The organism is Pseudomonas sp. MF08817 (assembly GCF_059862705.1).
Window position 1 is genome coordinate 60,525 of sequence record NZ_JCBCUY010000013.1, and the last position, 24,020, is coordinate 84,544.

The 24,020-nt window shown below is 62.7% G+C and carries 22 protein-coding genes and 4 tRNA genes; 12 read left to right on the forward strand and 14 right to left on the reverse strand.

Annotated features, from left to right (window positions below; translation table 11 throughout):
• Nucleotides 1-10: 10 nt before the first annotated feature.
• From AC19YR_RS10115 to AC19YR_RS10140, 6 genes are all read right to left on the reverse strand, one after another.
• Complete coding sequence (locus tag AC19YR_RS10115; RefSeq protein WP_095111078.1) at nt 11-1,288, reverse strand: aromatic ring-hydroxylating oxygenase subunit alpha; 1,278 nt, start codon at nt 1,286-1,288, stop codon at nt 11-13.
• Between the two features lie 47 nt (nt 1,289-1,335).
• Nucleotides 1,336-1,866: a nuclear transport factor 2 family protein gene (locus tag AC19YR_RS10120; RefSeq protein WP_095111077.1), complete on the reverse strand. Its 531-nt coding sequence runs from the start codon at nt 1,864-1,866 to the stop codon at nt 1,336-1,338.
• Between the two features lie 15 nt (nt 1,867-1,881).
• Nucleotides 1,882-2,241 carry an IacB protein gene (locus tag AC19YR_RS10125; RefSeq protein WP_095111076.1) on the reverse strand — a complete coding sequence of 120 codons (360 nt, stop codon included), beginning with the start codon at nt 2,239-2,241 and terminating at the stop codon, nt 1,882-1,884.
• Nucleotides 2,242-2,269: 28 nt separating this feature from the next.
• Nucleotides 2,270-3,442, reverse strand: coding sequence for an acyl-CoA dehydrogenase family protein (locus AC19YR_RS10130; protein ID WP_500598292.1), 1,173 nt, complete (start codon nt 3,440-3,442; stop codon nt 2,270-2,272).
• 27 nt (nt 3,443-3,469) lie between these two features.
• Nucleotides 3,470-4,582 carry an amidase gene (locus AC19YR_RS10135; protein WP_095111074.1) on the reverse strand — a complete coding sequence of 371 codons (1,113 nt, stop codon included), beginning with the start codon at nt 4,580-4,582 and terminating at the stop codon, nt 3,470-3,472.
• A 361-nt stretch (nt 4,583-4,943) separates the two neighbouring features.
• Complete coding sequence (locus AC19YR_RS10140) at nt 4,944-5,171, reverse strand: hypothetical protein (RefSeq protein WP_500598293.1); 228 nt, start codon at nt 5,169-5,171, stop codon at nt 4,944-4,946.
• A 202-nt stretch (nt 5,172-5,373) separates the two neighbouring features.
• On the opposite strand from AC19YR_RS10140, the gene AC19YR_RS10145 reads away from it, so the two are divergent.
• From AC19YR_RS10145 to AC19YR_RS10180, 8 genes are all read left to right on the forward strand, one after another.
• Nucleotides 5,374-6,525: an ABC transporter substrate-binding protein gene (locus tag AC19YR_RS10145; RefSeq protein WP_500598295.1), complete on the forward strand. Its 1,152-nt coding sequence runs from the start codon at nt 5,374-5,376 to the stop codon at nt 6,523-6,525.
• 89 nt (nt 6,526-6,614) lie between these two features.
• Nucleotides 6,615-7,652 (forward strand): branched-chain amino acid ABC transporter permease, encoded by a 1,038-nt coding sequence (locus AC19YR_RS10150; RefSeq protein WP_095111072.1) that lies wholly within the window; start codon nt 6,615-6,617, stop codon nt 7,650-7,652.
• The gene (locus AC19YR_RS10155; RefSeq protein WP_095111071.1) at nt 7,649-9,451 is read left to right on the forward strand and encodes a branched-chain amino acid ABC transporter ATP-binding protein/permease; all 1,803 of its coding nucleotides are present in this window, start codon (nt 7,649-7,651) and stop codon (nt 9,449-9,451) included. Before AC19YR_RS10150 ends, AC19YR_RS10155 begins: the two co-directional genes overlap by 4 nt.
• Complete coding sequence (locus tag AC19YR_RS10160) at nt 9,451-10,242, forward strand: ABC transporter ATP-binding protein (RefSeq protein WP_095111070.1); 792 nt, start codon at nt 9,451-9,453, stop codon at nt 10,240-10,242. The genes AC19YR_RS10155 and AC19YR_RS10160 overlap by 1 nt, the downstream gene beginning before the upstream one ends.
• 57 nt (nt 10,243-10,299) lie before the next feature.
• Nucleotides 10,300-11,286 (forward strand): ketopantoate reductase family protein, encoded by a 987-nt coding sequence (locus AC19YR_RS10165; RefSeq protein WP_500598298.1) that lies wholly within the window; start codon nt 10,300-10,302, stop codon nt 11,284-11,286.
• Between the two features lie 23 nt (nt 11,287-11,309).
• Nucleotides 11,310-12,074 (forward strand): class II aldolase/adducin family protein, encoded by a 765-nt coding sequence (locus tag AC19YR_RS10170; protein ID WP_500598299.1) that lies wholly within the window; start codon nt 11,310-11,312, stop codon nt 12,072-12,074.
• 51 nt (nt 12,075-12,125) lie between these two features.
• Entirely contained in the window at nt 12,126-13,661 is a 1,536-nt protein-coding gene (locus AC19YR_RS10175; RefSeq protein WP_500598339.1) for a methyl-accepting chemotaxis protein, read from the forward strand.
• Nucleotides 13,662-13,775: 114 nt separating this feature from the next.
• Nucleotides 13,776-14,252: a MarR family winged helix-turn-helix transcriptional regulator gene (locus AC19YR_RS10180; protein WP_095111067.1), complete on the forward strand. Its 477-nt coding sequence runs from the start codon at nt 13,776-13,778 to the stop codon at nt 14,250-14,252.
• Nucleotides 14,253-14,259: 7 nt separating this feature from the next.
• Here AC19YR_RS10180 and AC19YR_RS10185 read toward each other — a convergent pair whose 3' ends face one another.
• Nucleotides 14,260-15,141: an EamA family transporter gene (locus AC19YR_RS10185; RefSeq protein WP_095111066.1), complete on the reverse strand. Its 882-nt coding sequence runs from the start codon at nt 15,139-15,141 to the stop codon at nt 14,260-14,262.
• Between the two features lie 115 nt (nt 15,142-15,256).
• On the opposite strand from AC19YR_RS10185, the gene AC19YR_RS10190 reads away from it, so the two are divergent.
• The 3 genes from AC19YR_RS10190 (at nt 15,257) to AC19YR_RS10200 (ending at nt 18,086) form a co-directional block, all read left to right on the forward strand.
• A complete protein-coding gene (locus AC19YR_RS10190; protein ID WP_095111065.1) occupies nt 15,257-16,039 on the forward strand; it encodes an AraC family transcriptional regulator in 783 nt (260 codons plus the stop codon).
• A gap of 248 nt (nt 16,040-16,287) precedes the next feature.
• Nucleotides 16,288-17,295 (forward strand): acyltransferase family protein, encoded by a 1,008-nt coding sequence (locus AC19YR_RS10195; RefSeq protein ID WP_095111064.1) that lies wholly within the window; start codon nt 16,288-16,290, stop codon nt 17,293-17,295.
• Between the two features lie 236 nt (nt 17,296-17,531).
• Complete coding sequence (locus AC19YR_RS10200; RefSeq protein WP_500598301.1) at nt 17,532-18,086, forward strand: hypothetical protein; 555 nt, start codon at nt 17,532-17,534, stop codon at nt 18,084-18,086.
• A gap of 151 nt (nt 18,087-18,237) precedes the next feature.
• Here AC19YR_RS10200 and AC19YR_RS10205 read toward each other — a convergent pair.
• Nucleotides 18,238-18,314, reverse strand: a tRNA-Val gene (locus tag AC19YR_RS10205).
• Nucleotides 18,315-18,497: 183 nt separating this feature from the next.
• Here AC19YR_RS10205 and AC19YR_RS10210 point away from each other — a divergent pair.
• The gene (locus AC19YR_RS10210; protein ID WP_500598302.1) at nt 18,498-19,781 is read left to right on the forward strand and encodes an NAD(P)/FAD-dependent oxidoreductase; all 1,284 of its coding nucleotides are present in this window, start codon (nt 18,498-18,500) and stop codon (nt 19,779-19,781) included.
• Nucleotides 19,782-19,972: 191 nt separating this feature from the next.
• On the opposite strand, the gene AC19YR_RS10215 is transcribed toward AC19YR_RS10210, so the two are convergent.
• The 6 genes from AC19YR_RS10215 to purF all read right to left on the reverse strand — a co-directional run bounded on the left by AC19YR_RS10215 (nt 19,973) and on the right by purF (nt 24,020).
• Nucleotides 19,973-20,049, reverse strand: a tRNA-Asp gene (locus tag AC19YR_RS10215).
• A 99-nt stretch (nt 20,050-20,148) separates the two neighbouring features.
• Nucleotides 20,149-20,225: transfer RNA gene (locus tag AC19YR_RS10220), tRNA-Asp, on the reverse strand.
• 52 nt (nt 20,226-20,277) lie between these two features.
• Nucleotides 20,278-20,353 (reverse strand) — tRNA-Val (locus AC19YR_RS10225).
• Between the two features lie 122 nt (nt 20,354-20,475).
• Nucleotides 20,476-21,240, reverse strand: coding sequence for an SDR family oxidoreductase (locus AC19YR_RS10230; protein WP_500598304.1), 765 nt, complete (start codon nt 21,238-21,240; stop codon nt 20,476-20,478).
• Nucleotides 21,237-22,448, reverse strand: a complete 1,212-nt coding sequence (locus AC19YR_RS10235) for an O-succinylhomoserine sulfhydrylase (protein WP_500598306.1) — start codon at nt 22,446-22,448, stop codon at nt 21,237-21,239. Before AC19YR_RS10235 ends, AC19YR_RS10230 begins: the two co-directional genes overlap by 4 nt.
• 66 nt (nt 22,449-22,514) lie before the next feature.
• Complete coding sequence (gene purF / locus AC19YR_RS10240; protein ID WP_095107703.1) at nt 22,515-24,020, reverse strand: amidophosphoribosyltransferase; 1,506 nt, start codon at nt 24,018-24,020, stop codon at nt 22,515-22,517.

Consider the following 24,020-nt stretch of genomic DNA (forward strand, 5'->3'; position numbering starts at 1 on the left):
GGGTTCTCCGTCACTTGGCCGACATCATCTTTTTCCACTGCTGGTAGCCCGCCCGCATACCGGTTTCGGCGCTCACGTCGCTCACCCGGCCATCGGCGGAGGCTTTCTCGCCCGGCAAACCACGGTTGAGCATGATCCACAGGTCGCTGCCGGCGCTGGCGCCGCGCTGTACGCGCTCCCAGGCTTCGGAGTCGTCCGGGGTGCCAAAGCCCATCGGGCCCTGGAAGTGTTCGTGCAGGCGCAGGCGATAACGGTTGGCCACGGCCGGGCCGCCGTCCATGGTGATGACGGCGTGGTGGATCTCGGTTTCGTTCACCGCGATCGGTTGCAGCACCCGGAAGAACGCCATGGAGCAAGCGATGTTGGGGAACAGGTTGAGGTTGAAGCCCGAACCGCCCACCGCGCGCACGATGCGCCGCACCGCCGCCTCCTCGTGGCCTTCGGCGCGCAGTTGCGCGGCGAGGTCTTCGAAGCGCTCCGGGATCGGCAGCTCGAGGTTGGCTTCAAGGTCCACCAGGTCGGGGATCATCACCATCACGCTGTGGCCGTTGCCCAGGTCTTCGACGTAGCCCGGCCCTTGCACGAAGTCGAACAACTCCAGGGTCTGCTCGTCCACCGAGGACAGGAACGACTTATGCACCAACGGGAAGTGGTAGGCGTCGGTGGTGTTTTCCAACTGGATTTTCCAGTTGCCGGGGAAGCGGAAGCGGTGCTCACCGCCGACTTTCACCGGGTAGCCGGCGCCCTGCTTCATGAACAGGTCGATCCATTTTTTCGCCGCACCCAGGTAGTCGGCCAACGGCTCGATATCGTCCTTGAAGGTGGCGAAGATCATGCCGTTGTATTGCTCCACCCGCAGGCTGACCAGGGGCAGTTCGGCCTTGTCCAGGCAATCGGCGTAGCTTTCCGGGTGTGGCACACCGCGCAGGCTGCCGTCCAGGGCGTAGCTCCAGCCGTGGTACGGGCAGACGAAGCTGTTGGTCTTGCCCTTTTTGTGTTCGCACACTGTGGCCCCGCGGTGGCGGCAGCGGTTAAGCAGCACGTGCACGTCTTTTTTGCGGTCGCGCACCACGATCACCGGTTGCTTGCCGATGTAGGTGCTCTTGTAGCTGCCGGACTCGGGAATTTCGCTGGCGTGGGCCACCCAGATCCAGGTGCTGTAGAAGATCTTTTCCAGTTCCTCGTCGAACAGCTTGGCGTCGGTGTACAGTGACGTGTGCACGCGGTCGCTCTGGACCAGGTCGGACGGGCAAGCGTCCAGGGTTACGGTGTTTATCAGGTTATTCACGGTCACTCCTCGTCGGCTCGGTTCGCCGACTCTAAGAATTCTGGGGGTCACTGGCCGGGCTTGCCGGGCACGGGCAGGTGCGCGGCGCTGTTCCAGGTGCTCACGGGGCGGCTGAACAGGTTCTCGGTCTGGAAGTGCGCCATGCGCCACTGCCCTTGCTCCCGGGTAAAACGCACCGTCAGGCGGGCGCTGTTGAGGTGCGAGGCCCCCGAGGCGAAGGTCGAGGCCTGCAACATCACCCAACTGGCCTGGGCGCTGTCACCGCTGACCTGGATCAGCTCCGAGGTCAGGAAGTGCACGTTCAGCGAAAAATGCGCAGGCTCCACCATATAAGTGGCGAACATCGCCTTGATCGCCGCGCGCCCCTGATAGCCGCCGAAGCTGTTCTGGTACTTGGCACCCTTGCCTTCCCAGACCGCGTCTTCGGTGAACAGCCCGGCCAGTTCGTCGAGGGGCGAAGCCACGCCCAACTCGTCGCACAGGAACATGTAGCGGTTCATGCAGGCGCGGATCGCGTTCTCGCTTTCCAGTTGCTCCAGGCGCAGCTCCAGCGCGCGAATGTGCTCGTGTGACGACATGGCGACCTCGCAGGCTTAGCGCTGGATAATCAGTTCACGCCCGGTGCGGGCCTCGACCTTGCAGTACTTCCACAGTTTGTACGGGCCATCACCCACCGCCGTGGTACGGAACAGGTTGCAGGCGGCGTGGACGGTTTCGATGTCCGGCACGTCGGCCAGCAGGTAGGTGGTCCAGGGCCAGCCGGCGGACGGGCCGACCATGCTCTGGTCGTCGTCCATGTTGCCCAGCACGGTCACGCCCGGCAGGTCGGCAATGCCGTTCCACATGGCGCCGAACGCCGCCCAGACTTCCAGGGCTTCGGGGCGCGGGGCATCGAAGAAGTTTTGGTTGATGCCAATGCAAAACAGGACGCGCAGGGCTTTTTTATCGCTCATGGGGTTCACCGATTCGAGTTGAGAAAAATTACAGGTAGCCGGGCAGCGGCTTGTTGCCGAAGAAAATCGCGCCGGCGTTCTGGTAGGTCATGTCGCCCATGAAGGCGTGCTGGGTAATGACCTGGGTGTCGTTGACAAAGCGCGACAGCGGGCTGGTGCGGTAGACCCCGCTCATGCCCGAGAGCATTTGCGCGGTGCGCGCCACCTCGGCTGCCACGCGGGTGGCGTGGGTCGAGGACAGGCGCAGCATGTTGGTCTGCTCGACGCTCACCGGGTCGCCCGCCAGGACACTGGCCCAGGCATCGTCGATGGCTTGGTAGAACCACGAACGCGCCGCCCGCAGGGAGGCTTCGGCCTTGGCCATTTCGACCTGGGCCAGGGGCCGGTCGGACAACGACGGCGCGCCGGTTACCGAGATGCGCCCGCTGGCCATGCCGCTCAACTCGTCCAGGGCCGCACGGGCCACGCCCAGGCCCACCACCGACAACACCTGAGTGGCAAAAGACAGCGACGGGTAGCGGAAGAACGGCTCGTCCAGGTTGGCCGGGCCGCCGCGCACGAAGGTCCACTCCTCCGGTACCACCACACCTTCGACCACCACGTCGTGGCTGCCGGTGCCGACCAGGCCCACGACGTTCCAGGTTTCCTCGATGCGCACTTTTTCCCGTGGCATCACCGCCAGGCGTGGCAGGCCAAGCATCTCGCCGTTTTTCGGGCTGATGCCGACGCCGATCAGCGAGGCGCCCATGCAGCCGCTGGAGAACTTCCAGCGCCCGTTGACCTCCAACCCGCCCTCGACAAAAGCCGCAGGTTGGGGTGGAAAGATGCCGCCGGCGAAGACCACGTCGGGCGAGTCGGCGTAAATCTTCTTGATGGTTTCCAGGGGCAGCGCCGCCAGGTACACCGGGCTCATGCCGAAGCTTGCGACCCAACCGGCCGAGCCGTCGGCCACCGAGATGTCTTCGACCATTTGGCAGAACTCGGCGGGCGAGCGCTCGTCACCGCCAAAGCGCTTGGGCACCAGGGCACGGTACACACCGAGCGTGCGAAAGCGCTCGATGATGTCCTGGGAGATGAATTTCTGTTGGTCGAACTCTTCGCTGCGGGCGCGGGTACGGATCTCGGCCAGCAACTGTTGAAACGCTTCATTGGCCGTGATCGGCACGCAACGCTGTTGATTCAGCTCGCTTGGCGCGTTCATGGGTTTCTCCATAGTCAGCATCACGATTTACTCTTCCAGGCGCCGGGCCAGTTCGCGGGCGACTGCGCACAGCAGTTCGTCCGCGCCATGGGCGGCAATGAGTTGAAGGCCTACCGGCAGCCCCGAAGCGCTGTGCAACGGGATGCTCAGGGCCGGGTGGCCGGACAGATTGAAAGCGCGCACCAGGGACGTCATACCCAGGGCGGCGCGGGTGTCGGCCGCATCGGCGACCAGCAAGGGCAAATCGGGCATGGTCGGCAGGGCCAGGATCGGCGTGACGGCCAGGGCTGCGTCCACTTCTGCGGTAAAGGCGCGGCGGATAATGTCGGCATCGGCCAAGGCTTGAGGCGAGGTCAGGCTGGCGGCGCGCAGGCGCTCGGCGACGTCGTTGCCGACATGGCCGGTTGCCAGGAGATGGCCGCAAGCGGCCCAGGTTTCGCCGTTGATGACCGCCATTGCCGCACCATAAGCAGCGGCCATGCCCGGCAGTGATTGCGCCACCAACGGCCAGCCGCAGCGGGCCAGGGCCTGGCTCACGGCCACCTGAACCGGGGCACAGGCCGCTACGCCGACCACGCCAATGGTCAGGCTGTGGGGCAACTTGGGTGTGGTGAAGGTGGGGGCGATGGCGTGCATCGCCGCGATCAGGCTGTCCATGTCCCGCGCCAGCGGCCCCACGCAATCGAGGCTGCTGCGGGCGGGCATCACACCCTGGCGGCTGACACGGCCGAAGGTGGGTTTAAGGCCAAACACACCGCAGCAGGCCGCCGGTATGCGCACCGAGCCGCCAGTGTCGGTGCCCAGGGCCACATCGCACAGCCCCGCCGCCACCGCCGCCGCCGAACCACTGGAAGAACCGCCCGGGATGTAGCCCGGATAACGCGGGTTGGCCGGGGTGCCGGTCCAGGCGTTGAGGCCGGTGGTGCCGAAGGCCAGTTCATGCAGGCTGGTTTTGCCGGTGACCCGCCAGCCCGCCGCCAGCAATGCCGCCACCACCTGGGCATGTTCTGCCGCGGCCGGGGCATCAGCCAATGCACGGCTTGAAGCACGGGTCGGGTAACCGGCGATGTCGATGGTGTCTTTGACCATGACCGACAGGCCGTTTGCTCCTAAGGCTAAATCCTCGACAACGATCGACATGCGCTTGTACCTGTTTGTTAGGTGCCGCCAGAACGGACGACCTGAGCGTGGGGCCCGGGTAATCGCTTAAATCTAAAATCATAATATTTACGTGAATTGTCAATTGAATTTTACCAAATAAAAGAGTGTGTATTTTCGGTGCAAATTTTGCTGTTTCGCACCATCCGCGTGCAGTTTGGTAACACCGGAAAAAGGCCGTAAAACTCCGGAAAATAATATTTTTATTCATATAAATCAGCATGTTAAATAATTAACCATGAGCGTTACCGCGCAATTATCCGGAAAAATCCCCAGGTTCTAATTTCGGAAAAAGTTGCCGAACAAAAAAATAATTCAGGGCAAAAACAGGCGTAAAAAACACCTAAAAAACAGGCATTTTTTGCCCGTTAAAAAACCCGTTTCCGCGGCCCTCGGCCGCTTTCTTGATCCAGATCAAAGCCTTGTTCGGCCTGGTGTGCTGCCGGTTTTTCAGCGTCCGATGATGGCCTTCCAGTAGCCACTTTCCGGCCCCTGGCCGCAGGGTCGTCGAGGCGGTGTTACCCCGGTCGCGGTAACAGCCTTTTGCCATGCACCAGGAAATTTCTGGCATGCAATCTGCTTTTGCCCTCAACGCCTCCGACCGATCACCCAGGGTCGCTGGCAGCCTCGCGGCTCGGTAACAGAGCCTGGGCACAGCAACCGTTCACCAAAAAAACAAATAGGGCCGCACCTTGGGCCGTGCTCGCACCCCGCGTGGTCGAGGCGGCTGGCCAATTAGCCTTTTGCAGCGTTGCAACTCTTCGGAGAAAGTCATGTTTTTCAGAAAAGCCGTGTCCACGTTGTTGTTGAGTGCCGCCTGCGCCACCGCTGCGCAAGCCGAAGTGAAAATCGGTGTCATCACCTCCTCCACCGGGCCGATTGCGTTGGTTGGCCTGCCGCAGAAAAACACTGTGCCCCTGCTGCCCACCCAGGCAGGCGACCAAGCAGTGAAGTACATCTCGCTGGATGACGGCAGCGACCCGACGGCCACGGTGAAGGCCCTGAAGAAGCTGATCGACGAAGAAAATGTCGATGCCATCATCGGCCCAAGCGGCTCGCCCAATGCCATGGGGGTGATCCAGTTCGTCGCCGAGGCTGGCGTGCCACTGCTGGCGCCGGTGGGCACCGCCGCTGTGGTGCTGCCCATGACCGAGCAGAAGAAATGGGTGTTCAAGACCACGCAAAACGATGACCTGATCGCCACCGCGCTGTTCGAGCACATGGCCAAAAAAGGCGTGAAGACCCTCGGTTTCATCGGCACCGCCGACCCCTACGGCGAGAACTGGGCCAAGGTCATGGCCGGCCTGGCCGCGCAGCAGAACATCAAGGTCGTGGCCAACGAGCGCTTCCAGCGCCAGGACACGTCGGTGACGGGCCAAAGCCTGAAAATTCTCGCCACCCGCCCCGACGCGGTACTGGTGGCCGCGCCGGGCAGCTCGGCGGTGATGCCGCAGACCACCCTGTTCGACCAGGGCTATCGCGGCCAGGTCTACCAGACCCACGGCGCGGCGCTGCCGGACTTCCTCAAGCTGGGCGGCAAGAAGGTCGAAGGCACCATCCTCGCCGCGAGCCTGATGCTGGTGCTCGATGAGATCCCCGACAGCCATCCGTCCAAGACCATCGCCCGCGACTACACCCAGGCCTACGAAAAACTCAACGGTAGCCAACCGGCGACCTTCGGCGGCAACACCTTCGACGCCGGCCTGCTGCTCAAGCAAGCGATCCCGATTGCCGCGAGCAAGGCCGCCCCCGGCACCCCGCAGTTTCGCGCGGCCCTGCGCGATGCCCTGGAACAAAGCCATGAAGTGGCCGGCACCCAAGGGGTCTACAACATGACGCCGCAAGACCACAGCGGCTTCGACCAGCGCGGCCGCGAGCTGATCGTGGTGAAAAACGGCACCTGGAAGTTGCTGCGCGATAACTGATCGACACCGGTCGCCCTGCCCGCGTGCCGACGCCTGACCCGGGTCGGCCTGCGGGCCTGATATTCAATCGGTAGAAAGAGCTCTCATTTATGAATTTCCAGATAGCCATGCTGCTGGGCCAGGACGGCATGACCAATGGCGCGATCTACGCGCTGCTGGCCCTGTCGATCCTCCTGGTGTTCACCGTGACCCGGATCCTGCTGATCCCCCAGGGTGAGTTCGTGACCTACGGCGCCTTGACCATGGCCACCTTGCAGAGCGGCCACCCCACCGCCCTGGTCTGGTTGCTGCTGGGCCTGACGTTGCTCGACTGCGCCCTCGACCTGTGGGGTGCGGCGCGTTCGAGCCAGGCCTTTCGTTTCCCCCGGCGCGTTGTTTTCAAGCTTGCCTACGCCGCCCTGCTGGCGGTGCTGATCCATACCTTGCCCCTGGCCGAATTGCCGATGGCAGTGCAAGCGCTGCTGACCCTGGCGCTGGTGGTGCCTTTGGGGCCACAGATCTATCGCCTGGTGTTCCAGCCGATTGCCTCGGCCAGTTCCCTGGTGCTGCTGATCGTCTCCATCGCGGTGCACGTGAGCATGGTCGGCATCGCCCTGCTGCTGTTCGGCCCCGAAGGCGCACGCACCCGGCCGTTCTCCGAGGCCGGGCTGGAGTTGGGCCCGGTGACGTTCAACAGCCAGACGCTGTGGGTGCTGGCGGTGTCGCTGGGGTTGATCGTGGGCCTCTACCTGTTCTTCGAGCGCACGCTCTACGGCAAGGCTTTGCGCGCCACGGCGGTAAACCGCATGGGCGCGCGGCTGATGGGTATTTCGCCGACCCTGGCGGGCAAGTCCACCTTCCTGCTGGCCGCCCTGATTGGCACGCTGTCGGGGATTTTGATCGCGCCAATCACCACCCTCTATTTCGATTCCGGCTTCGTCATCAGCCTCAAGGGCTTCGTCGGCGCCATCATCGGCGGCTTGGTCAGTTACCCGGTGGCCGCCGTCGGCGCCCTGGCGGTGGGGTTGATCGAAGCGTTCTCGATGTTCTGGGCCAGCACCTATAAAGAGATCATCGTGTTCACCCTGATTATTCCGTTCCTGCTGTGGCGTTCGTTCACCAGCCGTCATGTGGAGGAAGAAGAATGAACCCACGCTATCTGTTACTCGCCCTGTTGCTGGTGGTGGGCGTCGCGCCGCTGCTGTTGCCGCCCTACTACGTGACCTTGCTCAACTACATCGGCATGTACGCCCTGGTGGTGCTGGGCCTGGTGCTACTCACCGGCGTCGGCGGCATGACCAGTTTCGGCCAGGCCGCGTTCGTCGGCCTGGGCGCCTACACCTCGGCCTACCTGACCACCGCCGAGCAATTGCCGGGTTGGCTGGCCTGGGCCGCGGTGTCGCCCTGGCTGACCCTGTTGGTGGGCGTGGCGCTCACCGCCTCGGTGGCCCTGGTGCTGGGTGCGCTGACCCTGAAACTGTCCGGGCACTACCTGCCGCTGGGCACCATTGCCTGGGGCCTGTCGCTGTATTACCTGTTCGGCACCCTCGAATCCCTCGGCGGGCACACCGGCGTCGGCGGCTTGCCGTCGGTTTCCCTGTTCGGCCTGAAGCTGGATAAGGGCGAGAACATGTTCTACCTGATCTGGGCCCTGCTGCTGCTCGCCATCGTCATCACCCAGAACCTCCTGAACTCGCGCGAAGGCCGCGCCATCCGCGCCCTCAAGGGCGGCCAGGTGATGGCCGAGGCGATGGGGGTGAACACCTTTCGCTCCAAGATGGTGATCTTCGTCATCTCGGCAGTATTCGCCGCCGTTTCCGGCTGGCTGTATGCCCACACCCAACGCTTCGTCAACCCCACGCCCTTTGGCCTGAACATGGGCATCGATTACCTGTTCATGGCCCTGATCGGCGGCGTGGGCAGCGTGTGGGGCGCACTGCTCGGCGCGGGCATCCTGACCCTGCTCAAGCAATGGTTGCAGGACTGGCTGCCGCACCTGCTGGGCAACACCGGCAACTACGAAATCATCGTGTTCGGCATCCTCATCGTGGTGCTGATGCAGCGCGCACCGGGAGGCTTGTGGCCGTTGCTGATGCGCCTGGTGCCCGCCCGCTTGAAGGTGCGTAACAAGGTGCAGACGGTCGATACCGACGCCGCGCCGCTGACGTGCCGGGAGCTGCCCAAGCACGGCGAGCTGATCCTGGAGGCACGCCACGTGACCAAGCGCTTTGGCGGGTTGGTGGCCAACAACGACATGAGCCTGGAGATCCACTCGGGGGAAATCCTCGCCCTGATCGGCCCCAACGGCGCCGGCAAAAGCACCTTGTTCAACCAGCTCTCGGGTGTCGATACACCGAGCAGCGGCGAGGTGCTGTTCAGGGGCCAGAAGATCAACGGCCTCAACTCGCGGCAAGTGGCGCGCATGGGCATGAGCCGCACCTTCCAGCACGTAAAACTGCTGGGCAACATGAGTGTGCTGGAGAACGTCGCCATCGGCGCCCACCTGCGCGGCCAGCAAGGCGTGATGTCCGCGGCCCTGCACCTGGAGCGGCGCGAAGAAGCGGCCCTGCTCGGCGAAGCCAAGCGCCAGCTCGAGCGCGTAGGCCTGGGCGACTACTTGTATGAAGAGGCCGGCAGCCTGGCCCTGGGCCAACAGCGCATTTTGGAAATCGCCCGCGCCCTGTGCGCCGACCCGTGCCTGCTGCTGCTCGACGAACCCGCCGCGGGCCTGCGCCTGAAAGAAAAAGAAGCCCTCGGCCTGCTGCTCAGCCGCCTGCGCAGCGAAGGCATGGCGATTTTGCTGGTGGAACACGACATGGACTTCGTCATGGGCCTGGTGGACCGCGTGGTGGTCATGGAATTCGGCCAACGCATCGCCCAAGGCTTGCCCGAAGACGTACAGAAGGACCCGGCGGTGTTGGAAGCCTATTTGGGAGGAGTGGAATGATGAACATGCCAGTGCAACCGCAACTCGCGCCGCGCAACCGGGTGGACGATGCCGTGCTCGACATCAAGGGCCTGAGCGTGGCCTACGGCAAGGTCGAAGCCCTGAGTGACGCCAGCCTGACCGTGGGCAAGGGCCAGATCGTCACCGTGATCGGCCCCAACGGCGCGGGCAAGACCACCTTGCTGTCGGCGATCATGGGCGTGCTCGGCTCACGCGGCCAAGTGCATTTCGACGGCAGCCTGCAAACCCTGCCCGAGGTGGAAGTGATGGTTTCCCGTGGCCTGGGCCTGGTGCCGGAAAAACGCGAGTTGTTCACCAGCATGAGCGTGGCCGACAACCTGCTACTGGGCGCCTTCCAGCGCCATCGCCGGGGCGAGCGGAACTACAGCCAGACCCTGGGGGAAATCTACGAACTGTTCCCGCGCCTGTGGGAACGCCGCGAACAACTGGCCGCGACCCTCTCCGGCGGCGAGCGGCAGATGCTTGCCGTGGGCCGGGCGTTGATGGCCAAGCCCAAACTGCTGATGCTCGACGAACCGAGCCTGGGCCTGGCGCCGCTGATTACCCGGGAGATTTTCCGCATCATCACCGCCCTGCGCGAGCAAGGGGTGTCGATCCTGCTGGTGGAGCAGAACGCCCGCGCCGCCCTGCGGGTGGCCGACTACGCCTACGTGCTGGAAACCGGCCAGATCGCCATGCAGGGCCCGGCCCGGCAACTGGCCGACGACCCACGGGTGATCGAGGCCTACCTGGGCCTGGCCAGCAAGCACCAGGAAATGCTCGCCACCTGAGCCACGCCCTACCCCGGCGCCGGCAATGGCGCCGCCTTGTGAACACCCGGAGTCGCGATGAACCCTTCCCCCCTGCGCATCGGCATTGCCGGTGCCGGTGCCATCGGCTGCACCCTCGCCGCCCGCCTGGCGGGCCATGGCCACACGGTCAAAGTCCTGGCCCGTGGCGAAACCCTGGCCGCAATCCAGCGCGACGGCATCCACCTGACCGACCTGGACGGCCACCACCACGTGCAGGTCGAGGCCAGCGACGACGCCGCCAGCCTGGGCGAGCAGGACCTGATTTTTGTCTGCGCCAAGGCCCAGGCCCTGGGCGTGCTGCTGGCGCAACTGCAACCGATGATCGGCGCCGAGACGGTGGTGGTGCCGGTGGTCAACGGGGTGCCCTGGTGGTACTTCCACGGCGAGGGCGGGCGCTTCGACGGGCAGCGGGTCAACGCGGTCGATCCCGACTCGGCGCTCAGCCAGGCCCTGGACCTGCGCCACGTCATCGGTTGCGTGGTGTTCATCACCGCCCACTGCCCGGCCAGCGCCGTGGCCGAGTCCCACACCCCGCACCTGATGATTTTCGGCGAGCCCGACAACCGCCTCAGCCCCCGCCTGGAGCGAGTGCGCGCGCTGGTGGAAAGCGTGGGCATCGAGGCGCGGGCCACCGAGCGCATCCGCGACAACCTGTGGACCAAGATCATCGCCAACCTCACCTCCAACCCGCTCTCGGTGATTACCGGCGCCACCCTGGAACAGCTCTACAGCCTGCCGCAATTGCGTGACCTGGTGAGCAGTTGCCTGCACGAAGCGCTGCTCACGGCCGCTGCCTACGGCGCCCGGGTGAGCATCGACCCGCAGACCTTTCTGGAACTGGGCGCCGCCATGGGCGCGGTGCGCACCTCGATGCTGCAAGACTACGAAAAAGGCCGGGGCCTGGAGCTGGCCGCCATCGGCGACGCCGTCCTGGAACTGGCCGACAGCATGGCCATCCCCATGCCCGTCACCCGGCACCTCATCACCCTGGCCCGCTTTCGCGGCGAACAGGCCCACCCCTGACTCACTGCCACAAGGACTGCGACATGAACCCATCGCCATTGGCCCAACCCCTCACCTGCGACGACGCCGAATGGGCGCTGCGCGTGCAACTTGCGCAGTGCTACCACCTGGTGGATTTCTTCGGCTGGACCGAAACCATTTTCAACCACATCTCCGCGCGCCTGCCCGGCCCGGCCCACCATTACCTGGTCAACCCGTTCGGCCTCAACTACACCGAGGTGACGCCGGCCAACCTGCTCAAGGTCGACCTGCACGGCAAGAAACTCGAAGACTCGCCCTACGACGCCAACCCCGCCGGTTTCGCCCTGCACAGTGCGGTGCACGGCGCGCGGGAGGACATCCAGTGCCTGATCCACACCCACACCACGCCTATCTCGGCCATCGTCATGAAAAAGGCCGGTTTCGCCCACCACGACTTCTACGGCGCACAGCTCTACGGGCGCATCGGTTACCACACGTTCGAGGGCATCACCCTGTTCGATGACGAAAAGGCGCGGATGATCGACAGCCTCGGCGACAAGCACATCCTGGTGCTGCGCAACCACGGCATCGCGGTGGGCGAAAGCAGCATCGCCAAGGCGTTCTTCCTGCTGTGGACGGTGCAGCGTGCCGCCGAGATCCAATGCCAGGCCGGCGCCCTGGGCGGGGAAGACAACCCGCTGCCCGAGGCCATCAGCGAAAAATGCGCCGAGCTCACCGCCATGCTTATCCGCGACAGCGGTTTTGCGGTGAAGTTCTTCGACGCCATGGTGCGCAAAATGCGCGCCGAACGCGGCCAGTGCTGGTAATCGCAGGAGCATCGCGTGGCTAACCCAAAGGAACATACCGCGCCGGCCCTCGTGGCCGCGCCAGCGGAACTGCCGATTTCGCGCCTGGACACCCGCGGCCACCTGCTGGCCTGCAACGACGCCTACCTGGCGCTCAGCGGCTACACCCGGGAGGAGTTGCTCAACCAGCCCCACGAACTCATCAACCACCCGCAAATGCCCGCGCTCGTCATCGAGCGCATGTGGCAAACCCTGCACAGTGGCGTGCCCTGGACGGCGCCGGTGATGGGCCGCGACAAACAGGGCCTGAGCTTCTGGCGCACCCTCTATGTGGTGCCGTTGTTCGAGGACGGCCAGTTGAATGCGTTGGGCACGGTGTACCACCCGCTGGACCCGGCCACGAGCCTGCGGGCGCAACGCCTCTACCGCCGGCTGAACGACGGCCATGGCCCGTTGAGCGTTGCCCGGCAAGTGCGCGAACACGCCAGCAGCCACGGCATCGCCTGGCTGCTGGGGTTGGCGGTGAGCGGCGCCCTGCTGGGTGGGCAGATCGACCTGATACCGGGCCTGCTGGTGCTGGGCGGCGTGTTCGCGGCGGCCTGCCAGGGCCGCGCCAAACTGCACGCCGATGGCCGCCGGGTCATGGCCCGGCACGCGCAGGTCTACAGCGATGCCTTGCTGGCGCCGCTGCACGATGACAGCAACGGCATCGCCAGCTGTTTCGACATGGCCCTCAACAGCCAGAACACGCGGATGCGCACGGTCATGGCGCGCATCCAGATCAACGGCGAAACCGTGCGCCAACGGGCACAGGAATCGTCCCACCTGGTGCAAGCCCAGTCGGGCCACCTGCAACGGCAACTCGAAGAAGCCGAGCAATCCGCCGCCGCGGTGGAGCAAATGAGCGCAACCATCCAGGAACTGTCGCGCAACCTGCAACACACGGCCCAGGCCACGCAGGCCGTGGATCGCCTGGCCCGCGACGGCGATCGCCTGTCCGGGCAGAGCCAGCGCTCGATGACCGGGTTGTGCACCTCAGTGGAGGAAATTGGCGAGGCCGTGGACCACTTGGCCGAATCCATCGAGTCCATCAGCGGCGTGGCCCATGTGATCCGCAGCATCGCCGAACAGACCAACCTGCTGGCGCTCAATGCCGCCATCGAAGCGGCCCGCGCCGGTGAGAGCGGCCGTGGCTTTGCGGTGGTCGCCGACGAAGTACGCACCCTCGCCACCCGCACTCGCGAATCCACCGAGCAGATCCAGCGCTCCATCGAGCAGCTACGTGACGGCAGCGCCCTGGCCCTGGCCACGGCACAACGGGGCGAGTCGGCCGCGCGGCAATCGCGCGAGGACGTGACCCAGGTGCAAGCCGCCCTGCGGCGCATCTGCGACGAGGTCGGGCAGATTTCCGGGATGAGTTTACAGATGGCCTCGGCCATCGAAGAGCAAGGCCAGGTGGCCCAGGACATCAACGGGCAGATCGCCCAGATCGTTAGCCTGGCGCAGACCAGCAGCGACCAATCCCGGCGCAGTACCCAGATCGGCGATGAGCTGCATCAACTGGCCAACTCCCAACTCGACCTGGCCCAGCGGTTTCTCCAGGGCTGAGGCGCTCCGCCGCAGTGCCCCAGGCCTGGCGTGCGCTGGTCTTTTGCCGCGGGCAGCGCGACAATGGCGCCCGCGACCCCACCCAAGCTCACCAGAAAGACTACGCCAACCTTTATGACCACCCCGAAAAAGCGCCTGAGCCGATACAACCCCGCCAGTGAGGACTTCAAGAAAGAAGAGTTCCCCTTCTACTGGCTGGCTCGCCTGCATGGACGCTACTCCATGGCCATGGAGAAAGCGCTGAAGAAAATCGACATGGACATCCCGCGCTGGCGGATCCTGTTCATCCTCAAGGAAAACGGCGAATCGAGCATTTCGGAAATCTCCATCCACGCCATCGCCAAGCTCTCGACCATCACCAAAATCGTCTACCGCATGAAAGCCGACGGCCTGGTCGAAACCAACACCTGCGCCAGCGACGGCCGGGTGACCCAGGTTTCCCTCACCGAAACCGGGCGCCATACCATCGAAGAGATCCAGCACGGCACCAGCGACATCTTCCGCACCAGCTTCAAGGGCCTGACCGAAGCACAGATCACCAAGCTCAACGCCACGCTGGAAAAAATCTTCAACAACCTGCCGCAAGACTAAAGCCTGCTCACCCTAGCCTGGGCCGCGCCCACAGCACCCGCCCGGGCCGCGAGCCGATGAACAGCGCCAGCAAAATCAGCCCCATCGAAGCCAAACCCGCAGCACTGGGGCGCTGGCCGAGCATCAGCAGGGAACTGACGATGCCGAACACCGGAATCAGCAGCGACAGCGGCGCCACCCGCGACACCGGGTATTCGCGCAACAACAGGTTCCAACCCCAGTAGCACAGGTGCGTGGCGCCATACACCTGGAAGGCCAGGGAAAACAGCGTGACCCCGTGCAACTGCCCCGGCAGCGCCGTAAAGGGCGCCGCACCGTGCAGCCACCACGTCAGCAGGAACAGCGGCACAGGGGCAAACAGGCTGGCCCACACCACAAACGCAAAAATCTCCCGCACCTTCGACACCTTGATGACCACATTGCCCAGGCTCCAGGCCAAGGCACTGGCCAGCACCAGGGCAAAACCCAGGGCCGTGCCTGGCCCGGCGCCGTCCAGCACGACGCCCACCAGCCCCACCGCCGCCAGCAGCATGCCGAGCACCTGGGGCAGTGTGAGGCTTTCGTGGAACAGCAAAACGCCCCACCCCAAGGTGAAAAACGCGCTGAACTGGATCAAGAGCGACGCGCTGCCCGGCGGCACCCCCAGGGCGATCCCCAGGTTAATCAGGGCCCACATAGCGACGCCAAAAATCAACCCATAAGCCGCCAACCAGCGCAGGGCAACCTGCGGCCGCTTGATGAAAAACACCCAGGGCAACGCGGCCAGGGTGAAGCGCAGCGCGGTCAATAGCAGTGGGTCGATGCCGGCAAGGCCGAGCTTGGTGATGGGGAAATTCAGCCCCCAAACGGCCGTCACCAGGACGGCGAGTAGGATGTGTTTTTTCTGCATGGTGGCCTGTGTTTCCCCCGATAGCGAAGCGCAATGGCGCGATACGGCGGGGAATATGCCGTACTAGGAAATGGCCCGCTTTCAGGCCAGGGACAAATACTATTAAAATCAGGCCATGAACAATGCCACCCTCGACCCTGACCAGAACGTAGAGCGCGACGCCGTTGTGACCGCTTGCGAGTACGCCGACGCTCAGTTGTTCGCCGCGCACACCCATCAACGCGGGCAATTCGCCTACGCCGCACGCGGCGTCATCACGGTGTTCACCGACGAAGGCAACTGGGTCGTCCCGCCCCAGCGCGGCATCTGGGTGCCGGCCCAAGTGCAGCACTCCATGCACATGCGCGGGCCGGTCACCATGCTCAACACTTACATTCACCCACAGGCCGGGCAACGCCTCGGGCTCGCGGCGCACTGCCAGGTCGTCGAGGTATCGCCCCTGTTGCGCCAGTTGCTGATGAAAGCCATCCACGTCCCCACGCACTACAGCCCCACGAGCCACGATGGCCACCTGATGGGCTTGCTGCTGCATGAAATTGCCGCGATGCCCGCACTCTCCCTCAACGCCCCGTTGCCCAAAGAACCTCGCTTGGCGCAGGCCTGCCGGGAGTTCCTCGCCCACCCTTCCCAGGAAATCAGCATCGACGCCATGGCCCAACGCAGCGCCATGAGCCGACGCACCTTCACACGCCTCTTCAGACTGCACACCGGCATCAGCTACCTGCAATGGCGCCAACAGGCCTGCCTGCTGGCCGCAGTGGCCCGGCTGGGAAACGGCGAGCCGGTGACACAGGTGGCCCTAGAACTCGGTTACAGCAGCTCCAGCGCCTTCGCCACCGTATTCAAACGGGTCTTGGGGGAGGTGCCGAGTCGGTATGTCGTCGGCCAACCGCTTTAAGCACCCGCAGGCTTTCGGCTCGCATTACCAGCCCTTTCCCACACGCGCCCTCTTTAATTACGCGGGATCTACAGGGATACTGCCATCACGTTGACATCGCGCAACGGGGGGCCACGGACGAAACAATAAGAATCGCCAGTGAGGCTGTATGGTGTTTGTTGAAAAGCCGTTGAAGTAAAGCCATGGGCGCAAGGGCCACAAGCCGATAGCCCGGCTGCCCTCTAATAAATATAAAAAAGGAGTTTAGTGTGGGTGCTTATCGACTATTGCTGGCGCTGCTGGTGGCGCTGTCCCATATGGGCGTGAAGTTCTGGGGAGTCAACTTAGGTGTGGTCGCCGTTATATCGTTCTTTATCATCAGCGGCTTTGTGATGACGTCGCTGATTGAGCGTCATTACCGCAGCCTAGATAAAGTGGGGCTGTTCTACCTTGACCGCCTCTTGAGGCTGTACCCGCAGTTCATCGTCTATTTCGTCATGTCCTGCCTGGTGATTTACTTCATGTTGCCCGGCACGCCCCAAGCGGCCACCCTCACGGCTAAGAACATCCTGACCAGCCTGCCGATCCTGCCACTTGGCTTCTACATGTACGGCATCACCCTGCCGCAAATCCTGCCCCCTGCCTGGTCCCTTGGGCTTGAAATGTGCTTCTACCTGTTGATTCCGTTCCTGCTGATTTACAAGGTACGCGGCGGTTTTTTTCTCGCGTCGCTATTGGTTTTTTCCGTTGCCTTCATCGGCAAGATCGACAACGACATCTATGGCTATCGGTTGCTGCCGGGAGTTTTGTTCATCTTTCTGTGCGGCAGTTACCTGTACCAGGCTAAAACAAAAGAGTTGTTCATCGTGGCGACCACCACCCTGGTGGCTGCCCTCTTGTTCCTGGCCATCATGTCCGGCGCTATAACGCGCCTCATACTCAATGCCGAAGTCACCCTAGGTATCGCCGTGGGCATTCCAGCGGTGTACCTGCTGAGCAAACTCAAGTACCACCCCATTGACGAGTTCTTCGGGAACATCAGTTATGGCGTGTTCCTCAACCACTTTGTGGTGATGTATGCACTGCGCCACTTCTGGCCTGTTGAATACAGCGTCCCGATTATTTGTGCGGTGCTGGTGCTGTCTTTCTTGTTAAGTGGGGTGACCTACTACTGTGTTGAAAAACCGGCGCTGAAACTTCGGCATACACTGCGTGCGCGCTCAAACGCCCGGCCACAAGCCATGGAGCCGGTTGCACCTGGGCTGAGCAAGGCTTGAGAACGTGCGTGCACCCAACAGAATGGCGCTCAATCGCGAGGGCATTGCAGCACCGGAGAAGATGGAGAGGCTCACGGCATTGGCGCACGCCAATTCGCACTACACCCGCCCTCAGTGCGGCACCTCCCTACGCGGAATTGGCCGCGATCCTCTTGCGACGATGTTGCAATGGTATGAGGGCACTCAAGCAGGTCTTCAATCGAACAGGGGCAAAACCCGCAGCGGCATGACTCACCGTGGCCACAGAGCTCGGCGGACTTGTTCCGCCGCGCCACAGCGGTAACGGCCGGCCTGATAGCCTTCGCGCAAAGCCTGCGCACCGTGCCAAGCTACAGACCGTCGCACTGGAGGACATCGACAGCCGCTTGTACGAACGTGGCGACACCGCATTTGACATCTTTGCTCAGATAGTTAACGAGCTCGCAGTACCCAAACCATTACACATAAAGGATTGCACCATCGGCAAGGTGCGTGATGGCCTTCCCGAAGGCAAACTGAGAACGGAACTAACACGAGTCACCAAGCTTCATTGGTTTCAATATCTCGCTGGATTCAGCAACACCATCAAACACCGTCAACTCATCTCGCACCAGCCATCACAAAAGTACGAAAAAGGTACTGGCGAATATCTTGGAGGTGGAGCGCAGGTAGCGGCTTTCAAATATCACAGCAGGGAATTTAAGAGCTACTGGGTAAAGGAGGTGCTGGAAGGCACAGTCGAAATGCACAATGAAATTGTCATTCTCGGCATCACTCTCAATGAACATTGCCTGACTCCAGCTCTGCCCTGACCGCAACAACACCAGCGTGCAACCAACGCTCACATTGTCCAGTGTGAACGAACCCGATACTTTGTGAACGTTCTGCAAGAAATCCGAAGCACAAAAAAGGGCCCACCTTTCGGTGAGCCCTTCTAGACCGCCCAGCAGAGCGGATTTTGTTTGGTAGGCGCGATTGGACTCGAACCAACGACCCCCACCATGTCAAGGTGGTGCTCTAACCAACTGAGCTACGTGCCTGCTGTGAGGCGGCATTCTACGGAATTACCGGAGCGTGTCAACAGCTTTTTTTCACCTAAGCCTATGAATATGCGAAATATTTAAATTCGCCCCAGCAATGAAGCTTTTGCTGTGGCTGGCAGCCAAATTTCAACTCAGGTAGCATCGGGGCACTCGTAAAAAATATAAAACAGAGATTTCAGGATGACGAACACTTCTTACCCACAATCCTATTACGCGGCCTCAGCCAATGCAGCGCCCACACGGGCAGCCTTGCAGGAAGACACTGAAACCGATGTCTGCGTGATCGGCGCCGGTTACACCGGGCTTTCCAGCGCCCTGTTCCTGCTGGAAAGCGGCTTTCGGGTCACCGTCCTTGAAGCGGCAAAAGTCGGTTTTGGCGCTTCCGGGCGCAACGGTGGGCAAATCGTCAACAGCTACAGCCGTGATATCGATGTGATCGAACGCAGTGTCGGGCCGCAGCAGGCGCAGTTGTTGGGGCAAATGGCGTTCGAGGGCGGTCGGATCATTCGCGAGCGCGTGGCCAAGTACCAGATCCAATGCGACTTGAAGGACGGCGGCGTCTTCGCGGCCATCACCGCCAAGCAGATGGATCACCTGGAGGCGCAGAAGCGCTTGTGGGAGCGTTACGGCCATACCCAACTGGAATTGCTGGACCAACGCCGCATCCGCGAGGTAGTGGGCTCTGACCTGTACACGGGCGGCATGCTGGACATGAGCGGCGGGCACGTCCACCCACTCAACCTCGCCTTGGGCGAAGCCGCCGCGGTGGAGTCCCTAGGCGGCGTCATCTATGAGCAGTCTCCCGCGATACGCATCGAACGCGGCACCCATCCCGTGGTGCATACGCCACAAGGGAAAGTCAGAGCCAAATTCGTCATCGTCGCCGGTAACGCCTACCTGGGAAACCTTGTCCCGGAGCTGGCCGCCAAGTCGATGCCGTGCGGCACCCAAGTCATCACCACAGCACCCTTGAGCGAAGAATTGGCCCAAAGCCTGTTACCTCAGGATTACTGCGTCGAAGACTGCAATTACCTGCTGGACTACTATCGTCTTTCCGGCGACCGGCGCCTGATCTTTGGCGGCGGCGTGGTGTATGGCGCACGCGACCCAGCCAACATCGAGGCGATCATTCGGCCGAAGATGCTCAAGGCTTTCCCGCAACTCAAGGATGTGAAGGTCGACTACGCCTGGACCGGTAATTTCCTGCTGACGCTGTCGCGCCTCCCCCAGGTCGGGCGCCTGGGCGACAACATCTATTACTCCCAGGGCTGCAGCGGCCACGGCGTGACCTACACCCACCTCGCCGGCAAGGTGCTGGCCGAGGCCTTGCGCGGTCAGGCAGAGCGCTTTGACGCCTTTGCCGACCTACCGCACTACCCTTTCCCCGGCGGCCAACTGCTGCGCACACCCTTCGCGGCGCTGGGCGCCTGGTATTACGGACTGCGGGATAAGTACGGGATTTGAAGCCAGAAGCCCCAAGCTGCAAGAAAGATCCCATGCTTTTATCTTGCAGCTTAAAGCTCGCCGCTAAAGGCTGCTTTTATCGCAGACACAAAAAACCCCGGTCTTTCGACCAGGGTCTTTGCTATCGGATACGAATCAGCCGTAGGCTTTCTTCGTTGCTGCAAGGCGTTCAGTGGGCCTTGAAGCAGATATGGCGCAGCGGACGGGACTCGAACCCGCGACCCCCGGCGTGACAGGCCGGTATTCTAACCGACTGAACTACCGCTGCGTATCGCTTGGACTTGCGTCCATGTGAACCGTTTAAATCGTCGGACTGGAAAGCTGCGAAGCTTTTCAATCTCAGAACGGAAAACCGATCTGGAAAATATGGCGCAGCGGACGGGACTCGAACCCGCGACCCCCGGCGTGACAGGCCGGTATTCTAACCGACTGAACTACCGCTGCGCGTCGGTGGAGGCTTTTCAGCTTCCATCCTGCCTAAGCAGGACTCTCGAAGTGGTGGGTGATGACGGGATCGAACCGCCGACATTCTGCTTGTAAGGCAGACGCTCTCCCAGCTGAGCTAATCACCCGTTGCATCTCCGAGGCCGCGAAATTTACGCAGATAGAGATGCTAAGTCAATAGCAGGGTTGAAGTTTTTTCAAAACAACCGCAAGTCATCAGCTTCAGGCCACAAGCGAAAGCCATACAGCGCTATGCGTAGACCATCTTCTTGGTCATGCCGCCATCAACCACGAATTCCTGCCCGGTGATAAACCCGGCATTACGCGACAGCAGCCAGGCCACTATCGCCGCCACGTCCTCGACCGTCCCCACGCGCCCTGCCGGATGTTGGGCATGGTCGACATCACTGAGCGGTTCAGCGCGGCGCACTGAGGGGTCGCGAGCATCGATCCAGCCAGGGCTCACCGCGTTGACGCGAATCTCGGGCCCCAAGCTGATAGCCAACGCGTGGGTCAGGGCCAGCAAGCCGCCCTTGCTCGCCGCGTAGGCCTCGGTATCGGGTTCGGATTGCCCCGCCCGGGTTGATGTCAGATTGACGATCGCCCCGCCGTGGGCCCGCAGGTAAGGCGCGCAATGCTTGGCCAGCAGCATCGGCCCACTGAGATTGACCGCCAACACCCGGTTCCAGTAGGCCAGATCGAGGGCTTCGAGCGTGATGTTGTGCGGGTCCGCCACGGCGGCATTGCACACCAACGCATCGAGCCGCCCGAACTGGCCCAGAACCTGGGCAACGCCCAGGGTGACCTGCTCTTCATCGGCCACATCCATGGTGACGAACCAGGCCCCCTCCCCCAACGCCTTGGCCACCCTGGAGCCGCGTTCGCGGTCCAGATCAGCCAACACCACTTGCCAACCTTCACATACCAGCCAAGCCGCAATACCCAGGCCAATCCCCCGCGCCGCGCCGGTAACCAACGCGACCCGGCCATTGGCCGTTGCAGACAGCTCGATCACAAGGCCGCCAGCCCACGCGCCAGATCAGCTTGCAGGTCCGCCACATCCTCAAGGCCCACTGCCACGCGAATCAGACTGTCGCGAATACCGGCCGCCTCGCGCTCTTGCGGGGCGAGGCGGCCGTGGGACGTCGTGCTGGGGTGGGTAATGGTGGTCTTGCTATCACCCAGGTTCGCGGTGATGGAAATCAGCCGCGTGGCGTCGATAAAGCGCCACGCGCCCGCCTTGCCGCCCTTGACCTCAAAACTCACCACCGCCCCGAACCCACGCTGCTGGAGCTGGGCCAGGGCATGCTGTGGATGGCTCTTGAGACCCGCGTAGTGGACTTTCTCGATACCCTCCTGCTGCTCCAGCCACTCGGCCAGGACCTGGGCGCTGGCGCAATGGGCACGCATGCGCAAGCTCAGGGTTTCCAGGCCTTTGAGGAAGATCCAGGCGTTGAACGGGCTCAGTGTCGGCCCCGCAGTACGCAAGAAGCCCACCACTTCCTTCATCTGCTCGCTACGGCCGGCCACCACGCCGCCCATGCAGCGCCCCTGGCCGTCGATGAACTTGGTCGCCGAATGCACCACCACATCCGCGCCCAGCTTCAGCGGCTGTTGCAACGCCGGGGTACAGAAGCAGTTATCGACCACCAGCATCGCGCCCTTGGCGTGGGCGATCTTGGCCAGCGCCGCGATGTCCACCAATTCAGCCAGTGGGTTGGAGGGCGATTCGACGAACAGCAAACGGGTATTGGCCTTGATCGCCTCGCCCCAGCCCGACAGATCCGCCAGGGGCACGTAGTCGACTTCGATACCGAAACGCTTGAAGTACTTCTCGAACAGGCTGATGGTCGAACCAAATACGCTGCGCGACACCAGCACATGATCGCCAGCACTGCACAGGCTCATCACCACCGCCAGGATGGCCGCCATGCCGGTGGCGGTCGCCACGGCCTGCTCTGCGCCTTCCAGCGCCGCGATACGCTCCTCGAACGCCCGCACGGTCGGGTTGGTGTAGCGCGAGTAGACGTTCCCCGGCACATCGCCGGCAAAACGCGCTGCCGCGTCCGCCGCCGAGCGAAAAACATAGCTGGAGGTGAAGAACATCGGGTCGCCGTGCTCACCTTCCGGGGTGCGGTGTTGGCCGGCACGTACCGCCAGGGTATCGAACGCTACGCCCTCAAGGTCGCTATCCAGCCGACCGGCATCCCAATCCTGACTCATGCTGCCCACTCCTTGCTCTGTTCTGTAGATATAAACGCAAACCGGCCCCTAAGGGCCGGTGTTCAATCAGTTGTTGTACAGATCGATGATCGCGCTCACCGCCTGGGTCTTGACCTTGGAGGCATCGTTGCGTGCCTGCTCGATCTTGTTCAGGTAGGCCTCGTCAACGTCGCCGGTGACGTACTTGCCGTCGAACACCGCACAGTCGAAGTTTTCGATCTTGATCTTGCCGCCACCAACCGCCTCGATCAGATCAGGTAGGTCCTGGTAGATCAGCCAGTCGGCGCCGATCAGGTCGGCCACATCCTGGGTTGAGCGATTGTGGGCGATCAATTCATGGGCACTGGGCATGTCGATGCCATAGACGTTGGGGTAGCGAACGGCCGGCGCCGCCGAGCAGAAGTACACGTTCTTGGCACCTGCTTCGCGGGCCATCTGGATGATCTGCTTGCACGTGGTGCCGCGCACGATGGAGTCGTCCACCAGCATCACGTTCTTGCCGCGGAACTCCAGCTCGATGGCATTGAGCTTCTGGCGCACGGATTTCTTGCGCGCAGCCTGGCCCGGCATGATGAAGGTCCGACCGATGTAGCGGTTCTTTACGAAGCCTTCACGGAATTTCACGCCCAGGTGGTTGGCCAGCTCCAGCGCCGCGGTGCGGCTGGTGTCGGGAATCGGGATAACCACGTCGATATCGTGGTCAGGACGCTCGCGCAGGATCTTCTCGGCCAGCTTCTCGCCCATGCGCAGACGCGCCTTGTAGACCGAAACACCATCGATGATCGAGTCCGGACGGGCCAGGTAAACGTGCTCGAAGATGCACGGGCTGAGCTTCGGGTTGACCGCACACTGACGGGTGTGCAGCTTGCCTTCTTCGGTGATGTAGACCGCTTCGCCCGGCGCCAGGTCGCGGATCAGGGTGAAGCCCAGCACATCCAGCGAAACGCTTTCGGAGGCAATCATGTACTCGACGCCTTCGTCGGTATGACGCTGGCCGAAGACGATCGGGCGGATGCCGTTAGGGTCGCGGAAACCGACAATGCCGTAACCGGTGACCATCGCCACCACGGCGTAGCCGCCCACGCAACGGTTGTGCACGTCGGTGACAGCGGCGAAAACGTCTTCTTCGGTCGGCTGCAACTTGCCGCGCTGGGCCAGTTCGTGGGCAAACACGTTGAGCAGCACTTCGGAGTCCGAATTGGTGTTGACGTGGCGCAGGTCCGACTCGTAGATCTCCTTGGCCAACTGCTCGACGTTGGTCAAGTTGCCGTTGTGTGCCAGGGTGATGCCATAAGGCGAGTTGACGTAAAACGGTTGAGCTTCGGCCGAGGTCGAGCTGCCCGCGGTCGGGTAGCGCACATGGCCGATGCCCATATGGCCGACCAGGCGCTGCATGTGACGCTGATGGAACACGTCACGGACCAGGCCGTTGTCCTTGCGCAGGAATAACCGGCCATCGTGGCTGGTTACGATACCGGCAGCGTCCTGGCCGCGGTGCTGGAGGACGGTTAGCGCGTCATACAGCGCCTGATTGACGTTCGACTTACCGACGATACCGACGATGCCACACAT